At 62.6% G+C, this 19,566-nt stretch carries 17 protein-coding genes and 1 pseudogene; 17 read left to right on the top strand and 1 reads right to left on the bottom strand.

Going from position 1 to position 19,566, the window contains the following annotated elements:
• Positions 1-555 precede the first annotated feature (555 nt).
• The 8 genes and pseudogenes from ACVWW1_RS18720 to ACVWW1_RS18685 all read left to right on the top strand — a co-directional run bounded on the left by ACVWW1_RS18720 (position 556) and on the right by ACVWW1_RS18685 (position 9,988).
• Positions 556-1,476 (top strand): CoA transferase subunit A, encoded by a 921-nt coding sequence (locus ACVWW1_RS18720; RefSeq protein WP_456660609.1) that lies wholly within the window; start codon positions 556-558, stop codon positions 1,474-1,476.
• The gene (locus ACVWW1_RS18715) at positions 1,469-2,239 is read left to right on the top strand and encodes a CoA-transferase subunit beta (protein ID WP_456656981.1); all 771 of its coding nucleotides are present in this window, start codon (positions 1,469-1,471) and stop codon (positions 2,237-2,239) included. The genes ACVWW1_RS18720 and ACVWW1_RS18715 overlap by 8 nt, the downstream gene beginning before the upstream one ends.
• A gap of 27 nt (positions 2,240-2,266) precedes the next feature.
• A complete protein-coding gene (locus tag ACVWW1_RS18710; protein ID WP_207832125.1) occupies positions 2,267-3,220 on the top strand; it encodes an LLM class flavin-dependent oxidoreductase in 954 nt (317 codons plus the stop codon).
• Positions 3,221-3,256: 36 nt separating this feature from the next.
• A complete protein-coding gene (locus ACVWW1_RS18705) occupies positions 3,257-4,534 on the top strand; it encodes an ArgE/DapE family deacylase (RefSeq protein ID WP_456656980.1) in 1,278 nt (425 codons plus the stop codon).
• 158 nt (positions 4,535-4,692) lie between these two features.
• Positions 4,693-7,119, top strand: a complete 2,427-nt coding sequence (locus tag ACVWW1_RS18700; RefSeq protein ID WP_456660608.1) for a xanthine dehydrogenase family protein molybdopterin-binding subunit — start codon at positions 4,693-4,695, stop codon at positions 7,117-7,119.
• A pseudogene (locus ACVWW1_RS18695) lies at positions 7,116-7,959 on the top strand (FAD binding domain-containing protein). Before ACVWW1_RS18700 ends, ACVWW1_RS18695 begins: the two are co-directional and overlap by 4 nt.
• Entirely contained in the window at positions 7,956-9,176 is a 1,221-nt protein-coding gene (locus tag ACVWW1_RS18690; RefSeq protein WP_456656979.1) for a xanthine dehydrogenase family Fe-S subunit, read from the top strand. Before ACVWW1_RS18695 ends, ACVWW1_RS18690 begins: the two are co-directional and overlap by 4 nt.
• 53 nt (positions 9,177-9,229) lie before the next feature.
• On the top strand, positions 9,230-9,988 hold the full coding sequence (locus ACVWW1_RS18685; RefSeq protein WP_176529633.1) for a GntR family transcriptional regulator: 759 nt from the start codon (positions 9,230-9,232) through the stop codon (positions 9,986-9,988).
• A gap of 139 nt (positions 9,989-10,127) precedes the next feature.
• Here the strand turns inward: ACVWW1_RS18685 and ACVWW1_RS18680 are convergent, their stop codons facing one another.
• A complete protein-coding gene (locus tag ACVWW1_RS18680; RefSeq protein WP_456656978.1) occupies positions 10,128-11,315 on the bottom strand; it encodes a diaminopropionate ammonia-lyase in 1,188 nt (395 codons plus the stop codon).
• Positions 11,316-11,570: 255 nt separating this feature from the next.
• Between ACVWW1_RS18680 and ACVWW1_RS18675 the strand changes: the two genes are divergently transcribed.
• The 9 genes from ACVWW1_RS18675 (at position 11,571) to ACVWW1_RS18635 (ending at position 19,383) form a co-directional block, all read left to right on the top strand.
• Positions 11,571-12,347, top strand: a complete 777-nt coding sequence (locus ACVWW1_RS18675; protein WP_173638209.1) for a LamB/YcsF family protein — start codon at positions 11,571-11,573, stop codon at positions 12,345-12,347.
• A gap of 21 nt (positions 12,348-12,368) precedes the next feature.
• The gene (gene npdG / locus ACVWW1_RS18670; protein ID WP_456656977.1) at positions 12,369-13,028 is read left to right on the top strand and encodes an NADPH-dependent F420 reductase; all 660 of its coding nucleotides are present in this window, start codon (positions 12,369-12,371) and stop codon (positions 13,026-13,028) included.
• 3 nt (positions 13,029-13,031) lie between these two features.
• Positions 13,032-13,805 carry a coenzyme F420-0:L-glutamate ligase gene (gene cofE / locus ACVWW1_RS18665; protein ID WP_456656976.1) on the top strand — a complete coding sequence of 258 codons (774 nt, stop codon included), beginning with the start codon at positions 13,032-13,034 and terminating at the stop codon, positions 13,803-13,805.
• The gene (locus tag ACVWW1_RS18660) at positions 13,802-14,302 is read left to right on the top strand and encodes a 2-phospho-L-lactate transferase CofD family protein (RefSeq protein ID WP_456656975.1); all 501 of its coding nucleotides are present in this window, start codon (positions 13,802-13,804) and stop codon (positions 14,300-14,302) included. The genes cofE and ACVWW1_RS18660 overlap by 4 nt, the downstream gene beginning before the upstream one ends.
• Positions 14,299-14,742 carry a 2-phospho-L-lactate transferase CofD family protein gene (locus ACVWW1_RS18655; RefSeq protein WP_456656974.1) on the top strand — a complete coding sequence of 148 codons (444 nt, stop codon included), beginning with the start codon at positions 14,299-14,301 and terminating at the stop codon, positions 14,740-14,742. The genes ACVWW1_RS18660 and ACVWW1_RS18655 overlap by 4 nt, the downstream gene beginning before the upstream one ends.
• Positions 14,743-14,750: 8 nt before the next feature.
• Positions 14,751-15,443, top strand: coding sequence for a 2-phospho-L-lactate guanylyltransferase (gene cofC, locus ACVWW1_RS18650; protein WP_456656973.1), 693 nt, complete (start codon positions 14,751-14,753; stop codon positions 15,441-15,443).
• Entirely contained in the window at positions 15,443-17,848 is a 2,406-nt protein-coding gene (gene cofH / locus ACVWW1_RS18645; protein WP_456656972.1) for a 5-amino-6-(D-ribitylamino)uracil--L-tyrosine 4-hydroxyphenyl transferase CofH, read from the top strand. Before cofC ends, cofH begins: the two co-directional genes overlap by 1 nt.
• Positions 17,849-18,125: 277 nt before the next feature.
• Entirely contained in the window at positions 18,126-18,956 is an 831-nt protein-coding gene (locus ACVWW1_RS18640) for a pyridoxal-phosphate dependent enzyme (protein WP_456656971.1), read from the top strand.
• Entirely contained in the window at positions 18,943-19,383 is a 441-nt protein-coding gene (locus ACVWW1_RS18635) for a hypothetical protein (protein WP_456656970.1), read from the top strand. Before ACVWW1_RS18640 ends, ACVWW1_RS18635 begins: the two co-directional genes overlap by 14 nt.
• The last annotated feature ends 183 nt before the right edge of the window (positions 19,384-19,566 follow it).

Below are 19,566 nucleotides of genomic sequence, written 5' to 3'. Positions count from 1 at the left end.
GGATGGCCGGAACCGTGATAGATGGACCGTCAAGTTGGAATAGTGCGCGCTGCTCGTCTCACGTGCAGCCGACCTGTGGTCTTCCGTCGCGGATCATCTGAGACATGAGCGAGCTCGCGCGTTCGACTCATGATTTGCGATCGCCAAGCGGCACAATGATGCCGTAGCGCTTGTTCAAGTGCTTCGCCCTGTTTCGCGTCAAGGAATGGTCAGCCTTGCCGAGCTGCCTGGTGATTCGGATGTTCTCAACCATCCGGCCGAAGGGCGCGATGACGCGCCGAGCAATTGTCGCCTGACGCAATAGCTCATCTCTCGCAGCAAGGACTGCTGCGGTCCTTCGATGGCCACTTACTTCGCCATGGCATGTCGCGGCTGCCGAATCCGTCACGATTGGCCGTCGCGAAGATTCTGCTAGACGCATGGGACTAACATTAGTACGATAGGTCCAATTGGCAGGAGGGCCTGCGGTTCGCTCCTCAGCCGCTGCCGGTTGCCGACAAGGAGGATGTTTTGCCGGATACCCTGGTGGAGCCGTACACGCGGCTCAGAGAGAAGATGGCGCAGCGCGACCGCAGCCTGCGCGAGAAGGTGGTGTCGCTCGAGGAAGCGGCAGGCTTCGTCCAAGATGGCATGAAAGTGGGTGTTGGCGGGTCGACCATGTCCCGCACGCCGATGGCGATGCTCTGGGAGCTGATCCGCCAGCATCGCAAGGACCTTTCGATTTCGCGCTGCATCGTCTCGACGGACGGTGACCTCGTGTTCGGATCCGGCATCGCGAACCACGTCGTCACCAGCTGGTTCGCCCAGGGGATTCTCTGGGGTTTGTCCAAGGTGATGCGGCATCACGTGGAAAATGGCGGCAAGCGCTATGAGGAATGGAGCCACATGGCTGTCGGCATGCGCTTTCGCGCCGGCGGCATGGGCGTTCCGTTCCTGCCGACCCGCGCCATGCTGGGGTCGGATATCGTTGGTCAGCGTCCCGAAGCCAAGCAGATCGATTGTCCGTTCACCGGCGAGAAGCTGCTGCTGGTCCCCGCGCTCAATCCTGACGTCGCGCTGATCCACGTCCAGCGCTGCGACCCCTACGGCAACGCCCAGATCGACGGCTTGCAATTCATGGACATCGATCTCGCGCTTGCCGCCAACAGCGTGATCCTCACGACCGAGCGGATTGTCTCGAACGACCAGATCCGGCGCGCGCCGGACCAGACCAAGATCCCGTTCTTCTGCGTTGATGCCGTGGTCGAGGTTCCCTACGGATCGGCGCCGCACGAGTGCTACGGCCTCTATGAGCCGATGATGCGGCACATGGAAGCCTATGTCGCGCAGGTCAACGCGGATCCCGTGAAGGGCATGCAGGAATATCTCGACCGCTATTTTTACAGCCCGAAGTCCTGGAACGAATATCTCTCGCTGATCGGCATGGATGAGGTGTTGGAGGCGACGCAGAAGGGCAGGAGCATCTATAATGACTGAGGCGCAGCGCTACACCGCAAGCGAAATTCTCGCGATCTTGAGCGCGCGTCAGCTGCAGGACGGGCAGGTGGTCTTCGCCGGCATCGGCGTGCCGCTGCTCGCCGCAACCCTGGCCCAGCGCACCCGCTGTCCGGCCCTGACCATTCTGTTCGAAGGCGGCGTTGTCGGCGCCTTCGTCGAGCCGGGCAAACTGCCGCCGTCGACCAACGACCAGCGCTGCACCAAGCGCGCCAACATGGTCCTCGGCAGCGCCGATGTCTTGCTGCTGCTCCAGCGCGGTTACGTCGATGTCGGCTTCATGGGCGGCGCCCAGATTGATCAGTTCGGCAATCTGAACTCGTCGTTCATCGGCGACCCGGCGAAGCCGAAGACGCGCTTGCCGGGTACCGGCGGCGGCAATGACATCTCCAGCCTGACCAACATGATCGTCGCGATGAAGCACGAGAAGCGGCGCTTCGTCGAAAAGGTCGACTTCATCACCAGCCCCGGGTTCATCCGCGGCGGCACCAGCCGGCGCGACTCCGGCCTGCCGAGCGGCGGCATGTGGCGCGTGATTACCGAGCTCGCGGTGTTCGGCTTCGATGACAGGACCCGGCGCATCAAGGTGCTGGCGCTCAATCCCGGCGTCAGCCGCGAGGAAGTGCAGGACAATACCGGCTTCAGGCTCGACTTCGACGAGAACCTCCACGTCACGTCGCCGCCGACCGATCACGAACTCGAGACGCTGCGGATGCTCGATCCCAACCGTCTCTTCACCGCTTAAAGCTACACCAAGTCCGGAGATCTATTGATGACCACGCTCGCCAACACGTTTGGTATTGCCGCGCGCAATTTCACCGCTTATCCCGAAATGCCCAACGCCCGGGCGCTCGTCGAGTACGGCGTTCGGGTCGAGGAGCTCGGCTACGACTCGGTCTGGGTCTGGGATCACATGCTTCTCGGCGTCGATCCGAACTTCCCAATCATCGATTCGTTGACGACGCTGACGGGCATCGCCGCGCGCACGAAGCGGATCAAGATGGGCACCGGCATCCTGGTTCTGCCGCTCCGCAACGCGGTGGCTCTCGCCAAGCAGCTCTCAAGCATGGATCAGCTGTCGGAAGGCCGCCTGATCATGGGCATGGCGTCCGGATGGTACAAGCGCGAGTTCGACGCGCTCGGCATTCCCTTCGAGAAGCGCGGCAAGATCATGGATGAAAATCTCGAGATCATGCGCCGGCTGTGGACCGAAGAGTCGGTTACCGGCGAATACATGCGCCACAACATTTCGAAGGCGGTGATGTATCCGAAGCCGGCGCAGCCGCAAATTCCGCTGCTGATCGGCGGATACGCCGATCCCGTGCTGAAGCGCGCCGCTCTGAACGGGGATGGCTGGCTCACCTACTTCTATCGTCCCGCCGACTTCAAGAAGTCCTGGGACAAGATCATCAACTTCGCCAAGGAAGGCGGCAAGGATCCGTCGACTTTGAAGAACGCCTCGCAATTGCCGATCATGATCGGCAAATCGCGGCAGGCGGTCGAAGCCGACATGATGGACTGGCTCAACAAGGAGTGGGATTTCCCGGCTCACAGCGATTGCAGCCGCGAGAGCGCCATCATGGGCTCGGTTGATGAGTGCGTCGCCCAGCTGCGCGAGCATATCGCGCTCGGCGTCCAGAAGATCATCTTCGTCCCGTACAAGTATCAGGCGGACCAGGTCGAGACCATCGCGCGTGAGATCATCCCGCGCCTGCGCGCCAAGTAACGAACCCGGAAAACGCTCAACACAGGCGACAAGCAGATGACTGACCCCGTACGCAAGAAGATCCTCGACAAGGTCGACGCTTCGAAGGATCACGCGATCAAGTTCCTCCAGGATATGGTCGCGATCCCGAGCGTGACCGGCGATGAAGCCGCGATCCAGAAGCACATGCACGGCTACCTGACCGAGGTCGGTCTTGAGGTCGACATGTGGGAGACAAATTGGGACGAGCTGAAGAAGCATCCCGGCTATCGCCCGGTCGACCGCGGTTATGAGAATCGCCCCAACATCGTTGCGACCCTGAAGGGCACCGGCGGCGGCCGCTCGCTGCTTCTCAATGGTCACACCGACGTGATCCCCGTCGGCAACGGCGAGGGATGGAGCGACAATCCGTGGTCCGCTTCGATCAAGAACGGGCGCATCTATGGCCGCGGTTCGTGCGACATGAAGAGCGGCGTTGCCAGCCACGTGCTCGCGGTCCAGTACTTGAAAGAGCTTGGGCTCACTCCGAAGGGCGATGTCATGATCAACATCGTCATCGACGAGGAAGTCAGCGGACACGGCACGCTCGACACCGTCATCCGCGGATACAAGGCGGACGCCGGTATTTCCGGCGAGACCAGCGACCTGTTCGTGCAGCCGGCTTGCATCGGGCGTATCTGGTTCCAGATCGACATCGAAGGCAAGCCCGCCGGTATCCAGCAGCGCTACCTTGGCATCAGCGCCATTGAGCTCGGCAACAAGATCGTGAAGGCCGTGCAGGAGCTGGAAGACGAGCGCGTTGCGAACGTCAAGCACGCGCTCTACCCGAGCGCCATCGACTCCTTGCCCTGCATCATCGGCAGCTTCCAGGCCGGCAACTATCCGAGCGCCTTCCCGGCGAGCGCCGTTCTGAAGGGATCGATCGGTACGGTGCCGAGGGAGGACCATGAGGGCGTCAAGCAGAGCCTCGTCAAGAAGATCGCCGAAGTTGCGGCTCAGGATCCCTGGATGAAGGACCATCCTCCCGTGGTGAAGTTCGTCGGCTACGACGCCGAGGCTTCGGAGATTCCGGTCCAGCATCCAATCGTGCAGACCGTCTGCGACGTCTATACGGAAGTGACCGGCAAGAAGCCGACGATCTCGGGGCGCCAGGGTGCCGCGGATACACGGTTCTTGAACAAGTACGCGAATACGCCAACCGTGATCTTCGGACCCGGCTCGACGGCGGTCATGCATGCGAACGACGAGTATGTGTCGATCGATGATTATCTGACGGCCATCAAGGTCATGGCGCTCAGCATCCACGACTGGTGCAATTCCGCCCCAACCAAGTAATCAAGGGCCGGATTGATCGGGAAGGGGCCCATGGTTTGGGCCCCTCCATTTTTGGCGGCGTCGGTGCTGCGAACTCGCTATTGTCGCACACGGGAGCGGTCTCGAGACTCGACGCTCATTCCTGGTGATGCTATCTTTGAGATAATAGAATGAATTTGATGTTCGAGCCGTCGATCGCTCCGGACACGGACGACAAGAGGGGAGACGGAGTGGCAAAGCAAGGCGTTGGAGCTTCCGTTCCCCGAAAGGAAGATGATCGCTTTCTGCGTGGACGAGGCGAATATGTCGGCGATATTCGCTTGCCCGGCATGCGCGACGTTGCGTTCGTCCGTAGTCCGCTTGCACATGCGCGGATCAAGGATATCCGTATCCCGCCGCACCTCCGCAGCAACGTCTTCATTGCGTCGGATATCGCGGCCGATACGCGTCCCATTCGCGCTGTGTCCGGACTGCCGGGCTTCAAGCCTTCCGATCAGCCGATCCTCGCGTTCGAGAAGGTCCGTCAGGTCGGCGAATTGATCGCGATGTGCGTCGCTGATACCCGCGCGGAAGCCGAGGACATTGCGGCTGCGGTCGAAGTTGATTTCGAGGAATTGCCGGCCGTGCACGACATGCTGCTGGCGCGGCGTCCGGGCTCGGCCCTGGTGCACGAAGAGTGGGGTGACAACGTCTTCCTCGAGACGTTTGTCGACATCAACATGGAAGCGGCCTACGACGCTCCGATCAAGATCACGCGCGAGATATCGACCGCGCGGCAGAGCATGGCGCCGATGGAAGGCCGCGGCACGGTTGCGGTCTGGCACAAGCGGATGGACCAGCTCGTCCTCTATACCGGCAATCAGCAACCGCACATCGTGCGCAATGGCCTGTCGGAATGCCTCAATCTCGAGCAGCTGAAGATCCGCATCGTCTCGCCCGATGTCGGCGGCGGCTTCGGCTACAAGGGTATCGTCCTGACGGAGGATGTTTGTCTGGGTTGGCTCGCCATGCGCTGCGGCTATCCCGTGCGTTGGATCGAGGATCGTCGCGAGCATTTGACGGCGGGCGCGAATTGCCGCGAGCATCATTATAACATCACCGTCTATGCCGATCGCGACGGGAAGTTGCGCGGTGTCGAGTGCGAGGCCTCGGTCGATTCCGGCGCCTATTCGTCGTATCCGTTCTCGGCATGCCTGGAGGCTGCGCAGATCGCCAGCATTCTGCCCGGGCCGTACGATTTCCCATCCTATCGCTGCCGCACCTGGTCGGTGTCGACCAACAAGTGCCCGATTCTGCCCTACCGCGGCGTTGCCCGCACCGGCGTGTGCTACGCGATCGAACTGATGATGGACGCGATCGCACACGAATGCGGTCTTGAGCCCTACGAGGTGAGGCTCAAGAACCTGGTGCGGCCGGAACAGATGCCGTTCGACAACATCACCAAGAAGCATTTCGACAGCGGGAATTATCCGGAATCGCTGCGGCAGGCTCTGGCAAAGATCGATCTGGCGGGCCTCCGCGCACGCCAAAAGAAGGGCGAGCCGGACGGTCGGTTGATCGGGGTCGGCCTTTCAGTCTATTGCGAGCAGGGCGCCCACGGCACGTCGGTCTACGCAGGCTGGGGCATCCCGATGGTTCCGGGGCACGAACAGGCGACCGCCCGCATGACCCCGGACGGCGGCCTCGAGCTGCGCATCGGCGCGCATTCGCACGGTCAGAGCATGGAGACTACGCTTCCGCAGGTCGCGCGCGAGATCCTTGGCATCGACATCGCGCGCATCAAGCTGGTTCACGGCGACACCGAGTACACGCCTTACTCGACGGGCAGCTGGGGGTCGCGCTGCGCGGTGATGTCCGGTGGCGCGGTTGCGACGGCATCGCGTGAACTCGCCAAGCTCATCAAGGGCATCGGCGCGCATCTGCTGCAGACCGAAGTCGAGAACGTCAAGCTCGAGAACGGCGCGGTGGTTGGTCCGTCGAACAGCGTGAAGATCGATGAAATCGCGCACACCTGGTATCGCCGGCCACAGGATCTGCCGGCAACTGTCGATCCGAGGGGCCTGGAGGTCACCATCGGCTACAAGCCCGCGCGTGATTCCGGCACGTTCAGTTACGCGACCCATATCGCGGTGGTCGCCGTCGATCCGGAGTTGGGCGATATCGAACTGATCGACTACGTGGTCGTCGAAGATGGCGGCCAGCTGATCAACCCCATGGTTGTCGATGGGCAAATCTATGGCGGGCTGGCGCAAGGCATCGGCACCGCAATGTATGAAGAAATGAACTTTGACACGTCGGGGCAGCCCCTCGCGTCGACCTTTGCCGACTATCTGCTGCCGGGCCCGACCGAGGTGCCCGCGCCCAAGCTTGGCCACATGGAGACGTTGGCGCCGTATACGGAGTTCGGTGTCAAAGGCATCGGCGAGGGCGGCGCCATTGCGCCTCCCGGAGCAATCGGCAATGCGGTCAATGACGCATTGCGGCCTCTCGGTGCGCAGGTCTTGCACACGCCGATGACGCCGCGGCGTGTTCTCGAGGCCATTCGGGCCGCAGCCGAGGGCCGCAAGGAGAAGGCGCCCGAACTGGCGGAAAGGTTGCCGGCGTGAAACCTGTCAATTTCGACTATGCGCGCCCCGATGCGGTCGACGCGGTGATCAGGCTCATCGCGGACGACAGCAGAACCGTCAAGATGATGGCCGGGAGCCAGTCGCTCGGGCCGATGTTGAATCTCAGGCTCGTGCAGCTCGCCCGATCTGATCGTCGACCTCACTGGAATCGAAGAGCTCCGCTGTTTCAGTGACGGCGCGGACGAAATCTCGATCGGGGCTTGCGTCACGCATGCCGATATCGAGGACCTCCGCGTCACCGACGTCACGCGCGGTGCGTTGCCGACCGTGGCCAACGGCATCGCTTATCGCGCGGTGCGCAATCGCGGCACGATCGGCGGAAGCTTGACGCATGCCGATCCGTCAGCCGACTGGCACTCGATCCTCGCCGCGGTTGGGGCAAAAGTCGTGCTGCGCGGCCCGGCCGGAGAGCGGACCGTGGCTGTTGAGGACTACATGGTCGGCGCTCTCGAGGCCGACCTGCGTCCTGGCGAAGTTCTCGTTCGCGTCATGGTGCCGCGAATGAGCAAATCGGCGCGCTGGGGCTATTACAAGAGCTGCCGCAAGACGGGCGAATTTGCCCACGCGATCGGCGCCTTCATGACCGACCCCGATCGCGGCATCAGCCGTGCGGTGATCGGCGCGACGGAGAGCCGTCCGATCGTCATTGCCAAGGCAAGCAATGTGATCGGCGACGGCCGCGCGCCGCGTCCGAGCGACAGTTTCGACGGCGGGGCCGTCGACGAGATTCTGGAGAAGGCAGGGATGGTCGATCCCCTGGACAAGCAAACCCATGTCGTCGCGCTGCGCCGCGCGATCGAGCAGGCACGGCCGCAATGAGCACCTGCAACCTCAACGTCAACGGGAGCGCCGTCAGCGCGGAGATCCAGCCGCGGACGCATCTTGCGGACTTTCTCCGCGAGAAGCTCAATCTGACCGGCACCCATCTGGGCTGCGAGCACGGCGTCTGCGGCGCATGCACCCTGCTTGTCGATGGTGTGCCCACGCGCTCCTGCATCACCTTCGCGCTGGCTTGCCAGCAGGCCGAAGTCACGACGATCGAGGGGCTCGACGACGACGAGATCACGCGCGAGCTGCGCGCGGCCTTCACGAGGGAGCACGGCCTGCAATGCGGCTATTGCACGCCGGGGATGGTTGTGTCGGCGCGCGATGTCGTGCTGCGCATGCAGGACCCCAGCGAGCGCGATATTCGCGTGGCGATGAGCGGAAACCTTTGTCGCTGCACCGGCTATGTCGGCATCGTCCGCGCCATCCAGGGTGTGATCGCGGACCGCAGGGGGCGAGGGATCGCGGCGATTCCCAACGGCAACCGGACGCGTCTTGGGCCTTCGGGCTCGGGCAATGCGACCGCGGTGACCGCGGCTGCTGCTCGGCCCAAGACAACCGCCGCACCAACGGCGATAAAGGCGGAAGCTCCGGCAGCGGCGGCGACCTCGCTCAGGGATACGAGCTGGAAGCCGCAAACGACGTTCACGCAGAGCTTCACCGTCGGGCATCCGGTCGATGACGTCTGGAATTTCTTCTCCGATATCGGCGCGGTCGCGGCCTGCCTGCCGGGTGCATCGCTGGCCGGAGAGCCGGTCGACGGTCACGTCGACGGTCAGATCAAGATCAAGGTCGGGCCGATCTCTGCCGAATTTCAAGGCATCGCCGATGTGACGCGCGATGATGCGAGCCGCACGGGCACGATTGTCGGTGCAGGCAAGGACAAGCGCAGTAACTCGTCAACCCGCGGTTTGATCGGCTATGCCGTCAAGCCGGGTGACGTGGAGAACCAAACCAGGGTCGATCTCAGCATTGGCTTCACCTTGACCGGGGCACTGGCGCAGTTCAGCCGCTCCGGCTTGATCCAGGATGTGGCCGGACGAATCATCGCTGTCTTTGTCCAGAACCTCGAGACGCGGCTCTCCCATCGATCGGGTGGAGGCGAGGGCGAGCCGGCCATGGTCAGGGAATTCGACGCCGGCGCGCTCATGCGATCGATGGCGTTGGATTATGTGAGACGAGCGCTTCGATGGCTCTTGCGACGATCCTAGTTGTTCGGCGATAAAAACTCGCCTTTGGCGATGAAATGGACTATCTTACTATCATGAATAAGGTAGTCCCAAATTACGAGCGCAGTCGGGTCCCCCTCTACGTGCAGGTTGCATCGGTCATGCGCCAACGGGTCGAGTCCGGGCGATGGCAAGAGGGCGACAAGATCTCGACCATCGAGGAGCTCGAAACCGAATTCGGCGTCGCGCGCGTTACGATCCGGCAGGCGATCGAGATGTTGCGGAACGAGGGGCTCCTCGACGCGCAGCAGGGACGCGGGACGTTCGTGTCCGGAAGACCCAGGAATCGTCACTGGCTGAACCTGGCCAACGATTTCGAGTCGATGGTCGATTCCGTCAGGAACAACGTCCTCAAGCGCGTTTATGTCGAGGAAAATGCGGATCCGCCCCGGCTCGCCGCGCATGAAGGCCGGCCCGCCGCCAGCTACGCGTTTCTCAGAAGCGTGCAATACAACGAGGACGAGCCGTTTTCGGTCGTCAACCTCCATCTGGCGCGCAACCTCTACCTCAAGGATCGCAAGCGCTTCACCCATACGGCCGCGCTGACGAAGATCATGGAGATGGACGACATAACGCTCGCCCATGCTCATCAGGTCGTGACGATCGGCGTGGCCGATCCCGAAACGGCTGAACTGCTCAAGATCGGCCTCGGCGAACCAACGGCCGATTGTCGCCTGGTGCTGGTCGACAGCAACGACATCGCCGTCTACGTCGCCAATATCCACTATCATCGTAGTTGCTTCGCGCTCCGTTCCGACCTTCTCGAAAAATCGAAGAAGCGAACGAAGGCCTGACGAACGAGCGGGCGCAAGGCCCGCTCCGAGGCCGCGCTGGAGCGTTTTCGAGCGAAGTGGCCACCGGTTCGCGTGAAGAAAACGCGTCAAAACAAGAATCTAGAGCTTCGGTTCTGATGTAATCAGAACCGAAGATGCTCTAGGCGAGGATGCTGGCCGGCGAAGCGCCCACGATTTCCGTGTAGCGCTGTTGGTCGGTCGCACCTTCGGTGTTGATCAGCAGCACGCGCGATGCCTGGTTCAGGCCCAGCGATTCACGCACGGCGCTGCTCTTGGCGGCGCGCCAAAGGCCGGCCAATCCAGCTGCGCCACTTTCGCCGGCCACAATGGCTGGATCATCGCCCGTCGGATGCGCGAGGCGGCGCATCGCTGCCGCGGCATCCTCTTCGCCGACCATCATGAATGCGTCCGCCTTCCGCGACAGGATGCGCCAGGCAACCAGAGAAGGCTCGTAGCATTCCAGCATCGCCATGATCGTCGGCTCGCCATGGGCGATCTTGATCGGCGCGCCCGCGATGGCGCTTTGATAGAGGCACGCAGCCCGTTCGGGTTCGACGACCACGAATGTCGGCCGGCTCTTGCCAAAGACGACATCAAAGTAACCCGCGACCGCGGCGGCGAGGCCGCCGACGCCGGCCTGGATAAAGACGTGAGTGGGCGCCTCCGGCTGCTGCCGGAGGATCTCGTTCAGCATCGCCGTATAACCCTGCATGACCAGTCCGGGGATGCGCTCATAGCCGGGCCAGGACGTATCAGAGACGACGATCCAATGATTGTCCTGGCAGACCTTGTCGGCGACCGCGACGGAGTCGTCGTAGGTGCCGGGCACCCGCACGATTTCCGCGCCGAAGCGGGCAATTGCCTGCACGCGCTCATCCGTGACCCCGGAATGCACGAAGATGACCGCCTTGGCTCCGACCATCTGCGCGCCGGCCGCGACCGATCGCCCATGATTTCCATCGGTGGCGCATCCGACCGTCAGGCTGCGCGCGATCTCGCGTATCGCTGGCGTCCCGATCTCGCTGATATCCACCGCGCGGCCCAGCTTGTTGCCGGCATGCTCCAGCAGTAGCCTGACGACGGCGTAGGATCCGCCCAGAGCCTTGAAGCTGCCGAGGCCGAGCCGATGCGATTCGTCCTTGATATGGATGGACTTCACCTCGAATTCGCGGGCGAGCGCCGGCAGCGATCGCAGCGGCGTTTCCGCGTGGTTCGGTCGGAAGGCGAGAAAGCGCTCGACTTCGCTCGCTTCTTCACGCGCCAGCGTGGCGGCATCCGCCGGGTCGAGCGGTTGGTCGTGAGATGAACTTGTATTCGACAGGAACATTCGAACCGGCCTTCGCGATGAGTTGTTTGGTGGGAGCCGCCGCCGCTGATCGAACGCGTTGTCATCGGGCAGCGTAGCTTGCCAGGATTGGAGATACATACTATCATTGGGATGATGGTTCAATACGGATCTCGTGAGACGGCCGCCTGCTGTCGTCGCTCTAGAATGGTCTTCGGAAAACGGGAAAAATTGTGTGCCAAAAGGAATTGTCTTACTAACGATAGGACATTATAGCTCAAGCAGACGAGGTGACGGATGACCATATCGATCAACTTGAACGCCGACATGGCCGAAGGGTTCGGCGCCTACGACGTCGGTGACGATGCCGGAATCCTCAAGATCATCGGATCGGCCAATATCGCCTGCGGCTTTCACGCCGGTGACCCGCGGGTGATGCGCAACGTCGTGCGCGAAGCCAAGCGCCTCGGCGTCACGATCGGTGCCCATCCCGGTTTCAACGATCTCTGGGGTTTCGGACGCCGGCGCATCGATATGCGCCCCGACGACCTCGAATACATGGTCGCCTACCAGATTGGCGCGCTGCAGGCGATGGCGGCCTACGAAGGCGAGCGGGTCACCCACCTCAAGCCGCACGGCGCGCTCAACAACATGGCCGCCGAAGACGCCGAATACGCGCTCGCCATCGGCCGCGCCATCAAGGCCGTCGATCCGCGCATCATCTATGTGGCTCTTGCGGGGTCCGAGATGGAGAAGGCCGGCCGCAAGCTCGGACTTCCCGTCGCGATCGAAGGCTTCTGCGATCGCCAGTACGATGACGACGGCAATCTGACATCGCGCAAGATCGCAGGCTCGGTCATCAAGGATGCGGCGGTCGCCACCCGGCAGGTGCTCGACATGGTGTTGAACAACACCATCACCTCCCGCAACGGCAAGAAGATCAAATGCAAGGTCCACTCGCTGTGCGTCCATGGCGACGAGCCCACCGGCGTCGCCACGGCCCGTGCAGTGCGGGAAGGCCTCGAGAAGGCCGGGGTCAAGCTCGTGCCGCTCACCGAAATGCCCCTCGACTAATCCCGGAAAGGCCACCGAGACATGAACACGAAACCAACGATTGCCATCCTTGGAGGAACCGGAGACTTGGGATCCGGTCTCGCGAAATGCTGGCTTGCGGCCGGTTACAAAGTCATTCTCGGTTCACGCTCCGCGGAGAAGGCCAGGAGCGCGGCCCAGACCATGACCGGCGACGTTGCGGGCGACGACAATTCCGCCGCCGCCCGGGCTGCCGACATCGTGGTCGTTGCGGTGCCGTTCGCGAGCCATGACGCGACGCTGAACGAAGTCAAGGACGTGGTCCAGGGCAAGATCGTCGTGGATGCCGCGGTCCCGCTGGTGCCGCCGAAAGTGTCGGTCGTCCAGCTTCCGCCGGCAGGTTCGGCCGCGCAGATCGCGCAGCAATTGCTCGGACCCGGCGTGCGGGTCGTCTCCGCCTTCCACAATGTGGGTGCAACCAAGCTGCACCAGGGCAGCCGGGCGGATTGCGACGTTCTGGTCTTTGGCGACGACAAGGCGGCGCGCGACGTCGTCATCGGGCTCGCCAACGAAGTTGCATCCGCCGGCATCGACGGCGGCGTGCTGGCGAACTCGGCGGCGGCTGAGGCGCTGACATCCGTGCTGATCGGGATCAATCGGCGCTACAAGGTGCCCGGCGCCGGCATCCGCATCACCGGCCTGTCCGCTAGCCCGGGTACCTGATCCATGCCTGTGGGGACGCGAGTCGAATACATCGCCCTGCAGGACATTCGGCGCGTTGAGCCGGGCGAGGATCTTGCCGCGCTCATCGGGCAAAGCCTGGCCGGGATGTCTCTCGAGCTGCAGCGGGGCGACATCCTCGTCATTGCGCAGAAAATCGTCTCGAAATCGGAAGGGCGGTACGTTCGGCTGAGCGACGTCGAGCCTTCCCCGGCGGCGCTCGAACTCGCGGCGACGGTCGGTAAGGATCCGCGCTTCCTCGAGGTCGTGCTGCGCGAATCCTCCGAAGTCGTCAAGACGCGGCCGAACGTCGTCATCGCCGCGCACCGGCTCGGCTTCGTCATGGCCAACGCCGGCATCGATCAATCGAACATCGAGCACCGTGAAGGCGAGGAGCGCGTCCTGCTGCTGCCCAAAGATCCCGACGGATCCGCGCAGAGGCTGAAGGTCGCGCTGGACGCCGCCGGCGACCTCAATCTTGGAATCATCATCAACGACAGTTTTGGCCGTCCCTGGCGCAATGGTGTCGTCGGCGTGGCGATCGGCGCCGCCGGCATTCCCTCGCTGTTGAGCCAAATCGGCGTCCCCGACATGTTCGGCCGGGCGATGCGCGTCACCGAGGTCGCCATCGCCGATGAGATCGCCGGCGCGACGTCGCTCCTGATGGGGCAGGCGGGCGAGGGGATGCCGATCATTCTCGTCCGTGGCCTTACGCTTGATGGACCGGTTTTACCCGCGGCTGCGCTCGCGCGACCCAAGAGCCAGGACATGTTCCGATGAGTGGCGCTGACCTCAACGTTGTTGCGCTTTGCGGCGGGGTCGGGGGCGCCAAGCTTGCCTATGGCCTCAATCGCCTGCTGGGCGCCAAGCTCGCCGTCATCGTCAACACAGGCGACGACTTCGAGCATCTCGGTCTCACGATCTCGCCGGACATCGACACGGTCGTTTATACGCTGGGCGAGCTTGCCGACGAAGAGCGTGGCTGGGGGCGAGCCGGCGAAAGCTGGAATTTCATGGAGGCGCTCGGCGGCCTGAAGGGCGAGACATGGTTTCGTTTGGGAGACCGCGATCTTGCCATGCACGTCCTGCGCTCGCGCGCGCTGAGCGCCGGCGTGACCTTGACCGATTTCACGGGCAGGATTGCATCGCATCTCGGCATTGAGGCGAGCATCCTGCCGATGACCGACGATCCGTTTGCGACGATCGTCGTGACGGCCGATCAGAAGCTCGCGTTTCGCAACGCTATTTCGTCGAGCTGCAGGCGCGACCCGAGGTGAGGAAGATCGAATTCCAGAGCCCCAGCGGTGGAACGGCGACCAGCGCCGCATTGCGGGCCATCGGCGCCGCGGATGCCATCATTGTCTGTCCGTCGAACCCGTATCTCAGCATCGATCCGATCCTGGCTGTAACCGGTATCCGGGCAGCCTTGGACGCGGCGAAGGCTCCCATCGTTGCAATCTCGCCGCTCGTCGGCGGCCGCGCCATCAAGGGACCGACCGCGAAGATCATGAACGAGCTCGGCGTCGCGACAAATTGCGTCTCGATCGTGAGGCACTATGGCTTCCTCGATGGTCTGGTGATGGATCGCGAGGACCAGGCTGACGCCGATGCGGTCGGCATTCCCGTGCATGCGACGAACACGATCATGCGCTCGAAGGATGAGCGCGTTGAGCTGGCACGCGAGTGTCTCCGATTTCTTGATCGACTCAACGGCTGAGCGAAGCGATGGACGATTCGGAAACCTGGGCCCTGGTGCCTGTCAAACGGTTCAGTCAAGCAAAGAGCAGGCTGGGCGACATCCTGGTGGCGACCGAGCGCACACAGCTGGCGCAAGCCATGTTGTGCGATGTTCTCGGAAACCTGCGGGATACGCGCTCGTTGGCCGGCATCGCCGTGGTGAGCGCTGATCCGGAAGCTTTTGCGATCGCCAAGCGCTACGGCGCGGCCATGATCTTTGATGAGGTCGAGACCGGCGTCAATGCCGCGGTGCAGCGTGGCCTCGATGCGTTCCAACCGTTCGGGCGGCGGGTTCTTGTCGTCCCCGCCGATATTCCGTTCGCCCGTCCGGAGGACTTCGAACACGTCATCCGGTTACTGGACCACACGCCGATCGTGCTCGTACCCGCACTTTACGACGGCGGCACAAATGCTCTGGCGATGCGGTCGCCCGACATGCTGGAGCCTCGATTTGGCGAAGACAGTTTCCGCGCGCACCGCGCTCTGGCGCGGCAGCGACAACTGAGCTGCAGCGTGTTCAAGTCCCATGGCATCGGCAAGGACATCGACTGCCCAATCGATTTTGGTCCGTATCTGATCTCGTCGCAAAACCTCGGAACGACAGGTTCGTTTCTTGATGAGCTTAAAATTGCCGTGCGCTTCGGCATCGACGACCATCCCGTTCCCGTGAGGCTGTTCTGATGACGTCCGTCTTGAATCTCCCGTTCGACCGCCGCCTGTCCCGAAGCGAAGCCTACGAGCTCATAGATCTTGCTGACATGGATGAGCTCCTAATGGCCGCCGCCAACCGAAGGGATGCCGCGCACGGCGATGTCATCACCTATTCGCCCAAGGTGTTCATCCCGCTCACCCAGCTTTGCCGCGATGTCTGTCACTACTGCACGTTCGCTCACGCGCCGCGTTCGAACGTCAAGCCGTATCTCTCGGTCGAGGAAGCGGTCGCGATCGCGAAGGCTGGCAAGGAGGCCGGCTGTCACGAGGCGCTGTTTACGCTCGGCGACAAGCCGGAGCTTCGCTACCGCGTCGCGCGTGAGGAGCTGACAAGGCTCGGCCACGAATCCTCGCTGTCGTATCTCGCCGAAGTCGCCGGGACCGTGTTCGAGCAAACTGGCCTGCTGCCTCACGTCAATCCCGGGATCATGAGCGAGCTCGATCTTGCCATGCTGCGCAAGGTATCGGTCTCGCAGGGGATCATGCTGGAGTCCGCGTCCGATCGGCTTTGCGCGAAGGGCGGCCCCCACTTCGGATCGCCGGACAAGGTGCCTGCCGTCAGGCTTCAGACAATCAAGACTGCCGGTGAGCAGGCCATTCCCTTCACATCCGGAATCCTGATCGGCATCGGGGAGACCAGGGCCGAACGGATCGATGCATTGCTCGCGCTGCGGGACCTGAACGATGCGCATGGGCATCTGCAGGAGATCATCGTCCAGAACTTCCGGCCAAAGGTTGGGACGCGCATGGCCGATGCGCCGGCGCCATCCGTGGACGATCATCTCTGGACCATTGCTATCGCCCGCCTGATATTCGAGCCGGAGATGAACATTCAGGCGCCGCCGAACCTCAGTCCGGCCGCCTTGGGGCGCGTCGTTGCGGCAGGGATCAACGATTGGGGCGGCGTTTCGCCGGTCACGCCGGACCACGTCAATCCCGAAGCACCGTGGCCGCATCTGCGGCTGCTGGAGGCTGCAACGCGGTCAACCGGCAAGCGGCTCGAGAAGCGGCTGCCGATCTATCCGAGCTTCGCGCGCTATCCCTCGCGCTGGCTCGACAACAAGCTGCTGAAGTCGGTCCTCGATCGCATCGATGGGGACGGATTTCCGCGCAGCGACGACTGGCATCCAGGGCACATCGGCGGGCTTCCATCGCGCGAGCTCGGATGGTTGAAATCCGTGCCGCGCAGCGCGCACGGCAGCGAGGTCACATCGGTCATTGCCAGGGCCCAGCGCGGCGATGAGCTTTCGGAGGGCGAGATCGTCAGGCTGTTCCGCGCTCACGAGCGCGACTTTACCAGCATTTGCCAGGCGGCCGACGAATTGCGGATCAGCGTCAACGGCGACGTGGTGTCCTACGTCGTATGCCGCAATATCAACTACACCAACATCTGTTCCTTCAAATGCCAGTTCTGCGCCTTCTCGAAGGGCAAGATGAGCGAGAATCTGCGCGGGCGTCCTTACGACCTCGAAATGTCCGAAGTCGCGCAGCGGGTCACCGAGGCCTGGGACCGCGGCGCCTCCGAGGTGTGCATGCAGGGCGGCATCCATCCTTCCTATACGGGGCAGAAGTACCTGGATGTTTGTCGGGCCGTGAAGGGCGCCGTCCCGTCCATGCACCTCCATGCGTTCTCGCCGCTCGAGATCCATCAAGGCGCGCACACGCTTGGCATTTCGGTTGCCGAATTCTTGCAGGAGCTGAAAGCGGCCGGCTTGGGCACCCTGCCCGGAACGGCCGCCGAGATCCTCGACGACGAGGTGCGCGAGACGCTCTGCGCCGACAAGATCAGGACCCAGCAGTGGCTCGACGTCATGCGCACGGCGCACTCGATCGGGCTCCGATCGACGGCCACCATCATGTTCGGCCATATCGAGCGGTACGACCATTGGGCGCGGCATCTGCTCCGGCTGCGGCGCTTGCAGGCGGAGACCGGCGGATTTACCGAACTCGTGCCGCTGCCGTTCGTTCACATGGAAGCGCCGGTCTATCTCAAGGGCCGGGCACGACCGGGCCCGACATTCCGCGAGGCGGTCCTGATGCATGCGGTGTCGCGCCTCGTGCTCAACCCGCACATCACCAATATCCAGGCGTCCTGGGTCAAGATGGGACCAGAGGGGCTGCGGCACTGCCTTTCGGCCGGTGTCAACGACCTCGGCGGTACGCTGATGGATGAGAGCATCTCGCGGTCGGCCGGCGCCTCGCACGGCCAGGAAATGACGCCGCAGGCGCTCGAATCGATCATCATTTCGGCAGGCCGTGTGCCGCGTCAGCGCACGACGACGTATGGCGTCGCGGATGACGTTCGGAGGCAGCGTTCATTTGACGCGGTCCGCGAGCGGCAGACCAGCACGGGCATGCGATCCGCGGGGTGCTAAAGGACCCGGGGCGAGGCCGTGAGATTCAACAGGGATGATGGAAATGGCGTTTGTGATCGAGCCGAATGTTGTCGACCGGAAAGGCTGGCGGCAAGCCGCGGCGCAAGCGCGCAAACTTAACCTGAGGCTGCCGACCTTCTCGCAGCTCGCGCATCCACCGCTTCCGTCGGCCAGGGTGTGGGAGGACATTGCGGCGGTCGGGCCGGATGAGCCGAGCGCCGCGAACCTCTGGCGCATGCACTGGTACAATGCGGAAGACCGCAGGCGCAGGGACCTGGTGCCGGGCCATATCGTGCTGCCAAAGGAGATCTCCGGCGTCGATGCCAAGATCATCGTGTTGCTCGGCGATCGCTTTCCGATGATCGGCGCGCACAAGGTCCTGCCGGCCTATGCCGCCTTGATCGAGCAGCTCGTGACCGGGCGCTTCGATCCATTCAACCAGAAGGCTGTCTGGCCTTCCACCGGCAATTATTGTCGCGGCGGCGTCGCTGTTTCACGGATCCTCGGCTGTCGTGGCGTTGCCGTCTTACCAGAAGGGATGAGTCGCGAGCGCTTCGAATGGCTCGAGAAGTGGGTGACGGACCCAGGCGATATCATCCGGACACCCGGCACCGAGAGCAACGTCAAGGAGATCTACGACAAGTGCGCGGAGCTCAGTCGGGACGACAGCAACGTCATTCTCAACCAGTTCTCGTCGTTCTCAAACTATCTCATCCACTATGAGTGCACGGGGCGCGCGGCGGAAGATGCCTTCAAGGCGTTCAATCAAGACGATAACCACGAATTGGCGGCCTTCGTTTCGGCAACCGGATCGTCGGGGACGATCGCCGCCGGTGATTTTCTCAAGAGACGCTGGGGCTCAAAGGTCGTAGCGGTCGAGGCGCTCGAATGCCCGACGATGCTTAACAATGGCCTATGGCGAGCACAACATTCAGGGGATCGGCGACAAGCACATTCCGCTCATTCACAATGTCATGAACCTCGACTTCGTCGTCGGGGTCTCGGACCGAACCACGGACCAGCTCAACCTGCTGTTCGGTTCGAGAGCGGGCCGGGATTATCTCGAGACGCGCCGCGGTCTCGAACCCGCGCTGGTGCGCGCCTTTGACCATATAGGCATCTCCGGGCTCGCCAACATCATCGCCTCGATCAAGCTGGCAAAGCAGATGAACTACGGGCCCGAGAAGGCCATTGTCACCGTGGCGACGGACAGCGCTTCCATGTATGGCAGTGAACGCAGGCAGTTCGAAGAGAGCCACTACGCGCGTGGCCTTGATCAGGTGAACGCCGCCGAAATCTTCGGCGCCTGCCTGCTCGGCGCCGCCTCCGACAATCTCATTGAGCTGACGGAGCATTCGCGCCGCGCCGTCTTCAACCTCGGCTACTACACCTGGGTCGAGCAGCAGGGGGTTTCAGTCGCCGATTTTGAGCGGCGCCGTTCGCAGTCCTTCTGGAGCAAAATTCAGGACAGCCTGGGCGAATGGGATCAACTCACCATCGAGTTCAACAAGGAAGCGAATTTGGCGAACGCTTGATCGGCACGCGCGGCATCGTGTCCGTCGAAGGAGTTTCGAAATTGGTCTAGGCGAAAGCAATCGCGCAAATGATGAGCGGCTGCGTCAAATGAGGGCACTGCGAAAACAAAAATAGAGCAGGGCGCCTGCTTGACGACGGATTAGAAGTATCTTTAAGATACTAAGAATAGGATGATAGGATCA

The organism is Bradyrhizobium sp. JR3.5 (assembly GCF_054057015.1).
Note: the sequence above shows the minus strand (reverse complement) of the source record. Positions and strands in the feature narration are given on the sequence as shown.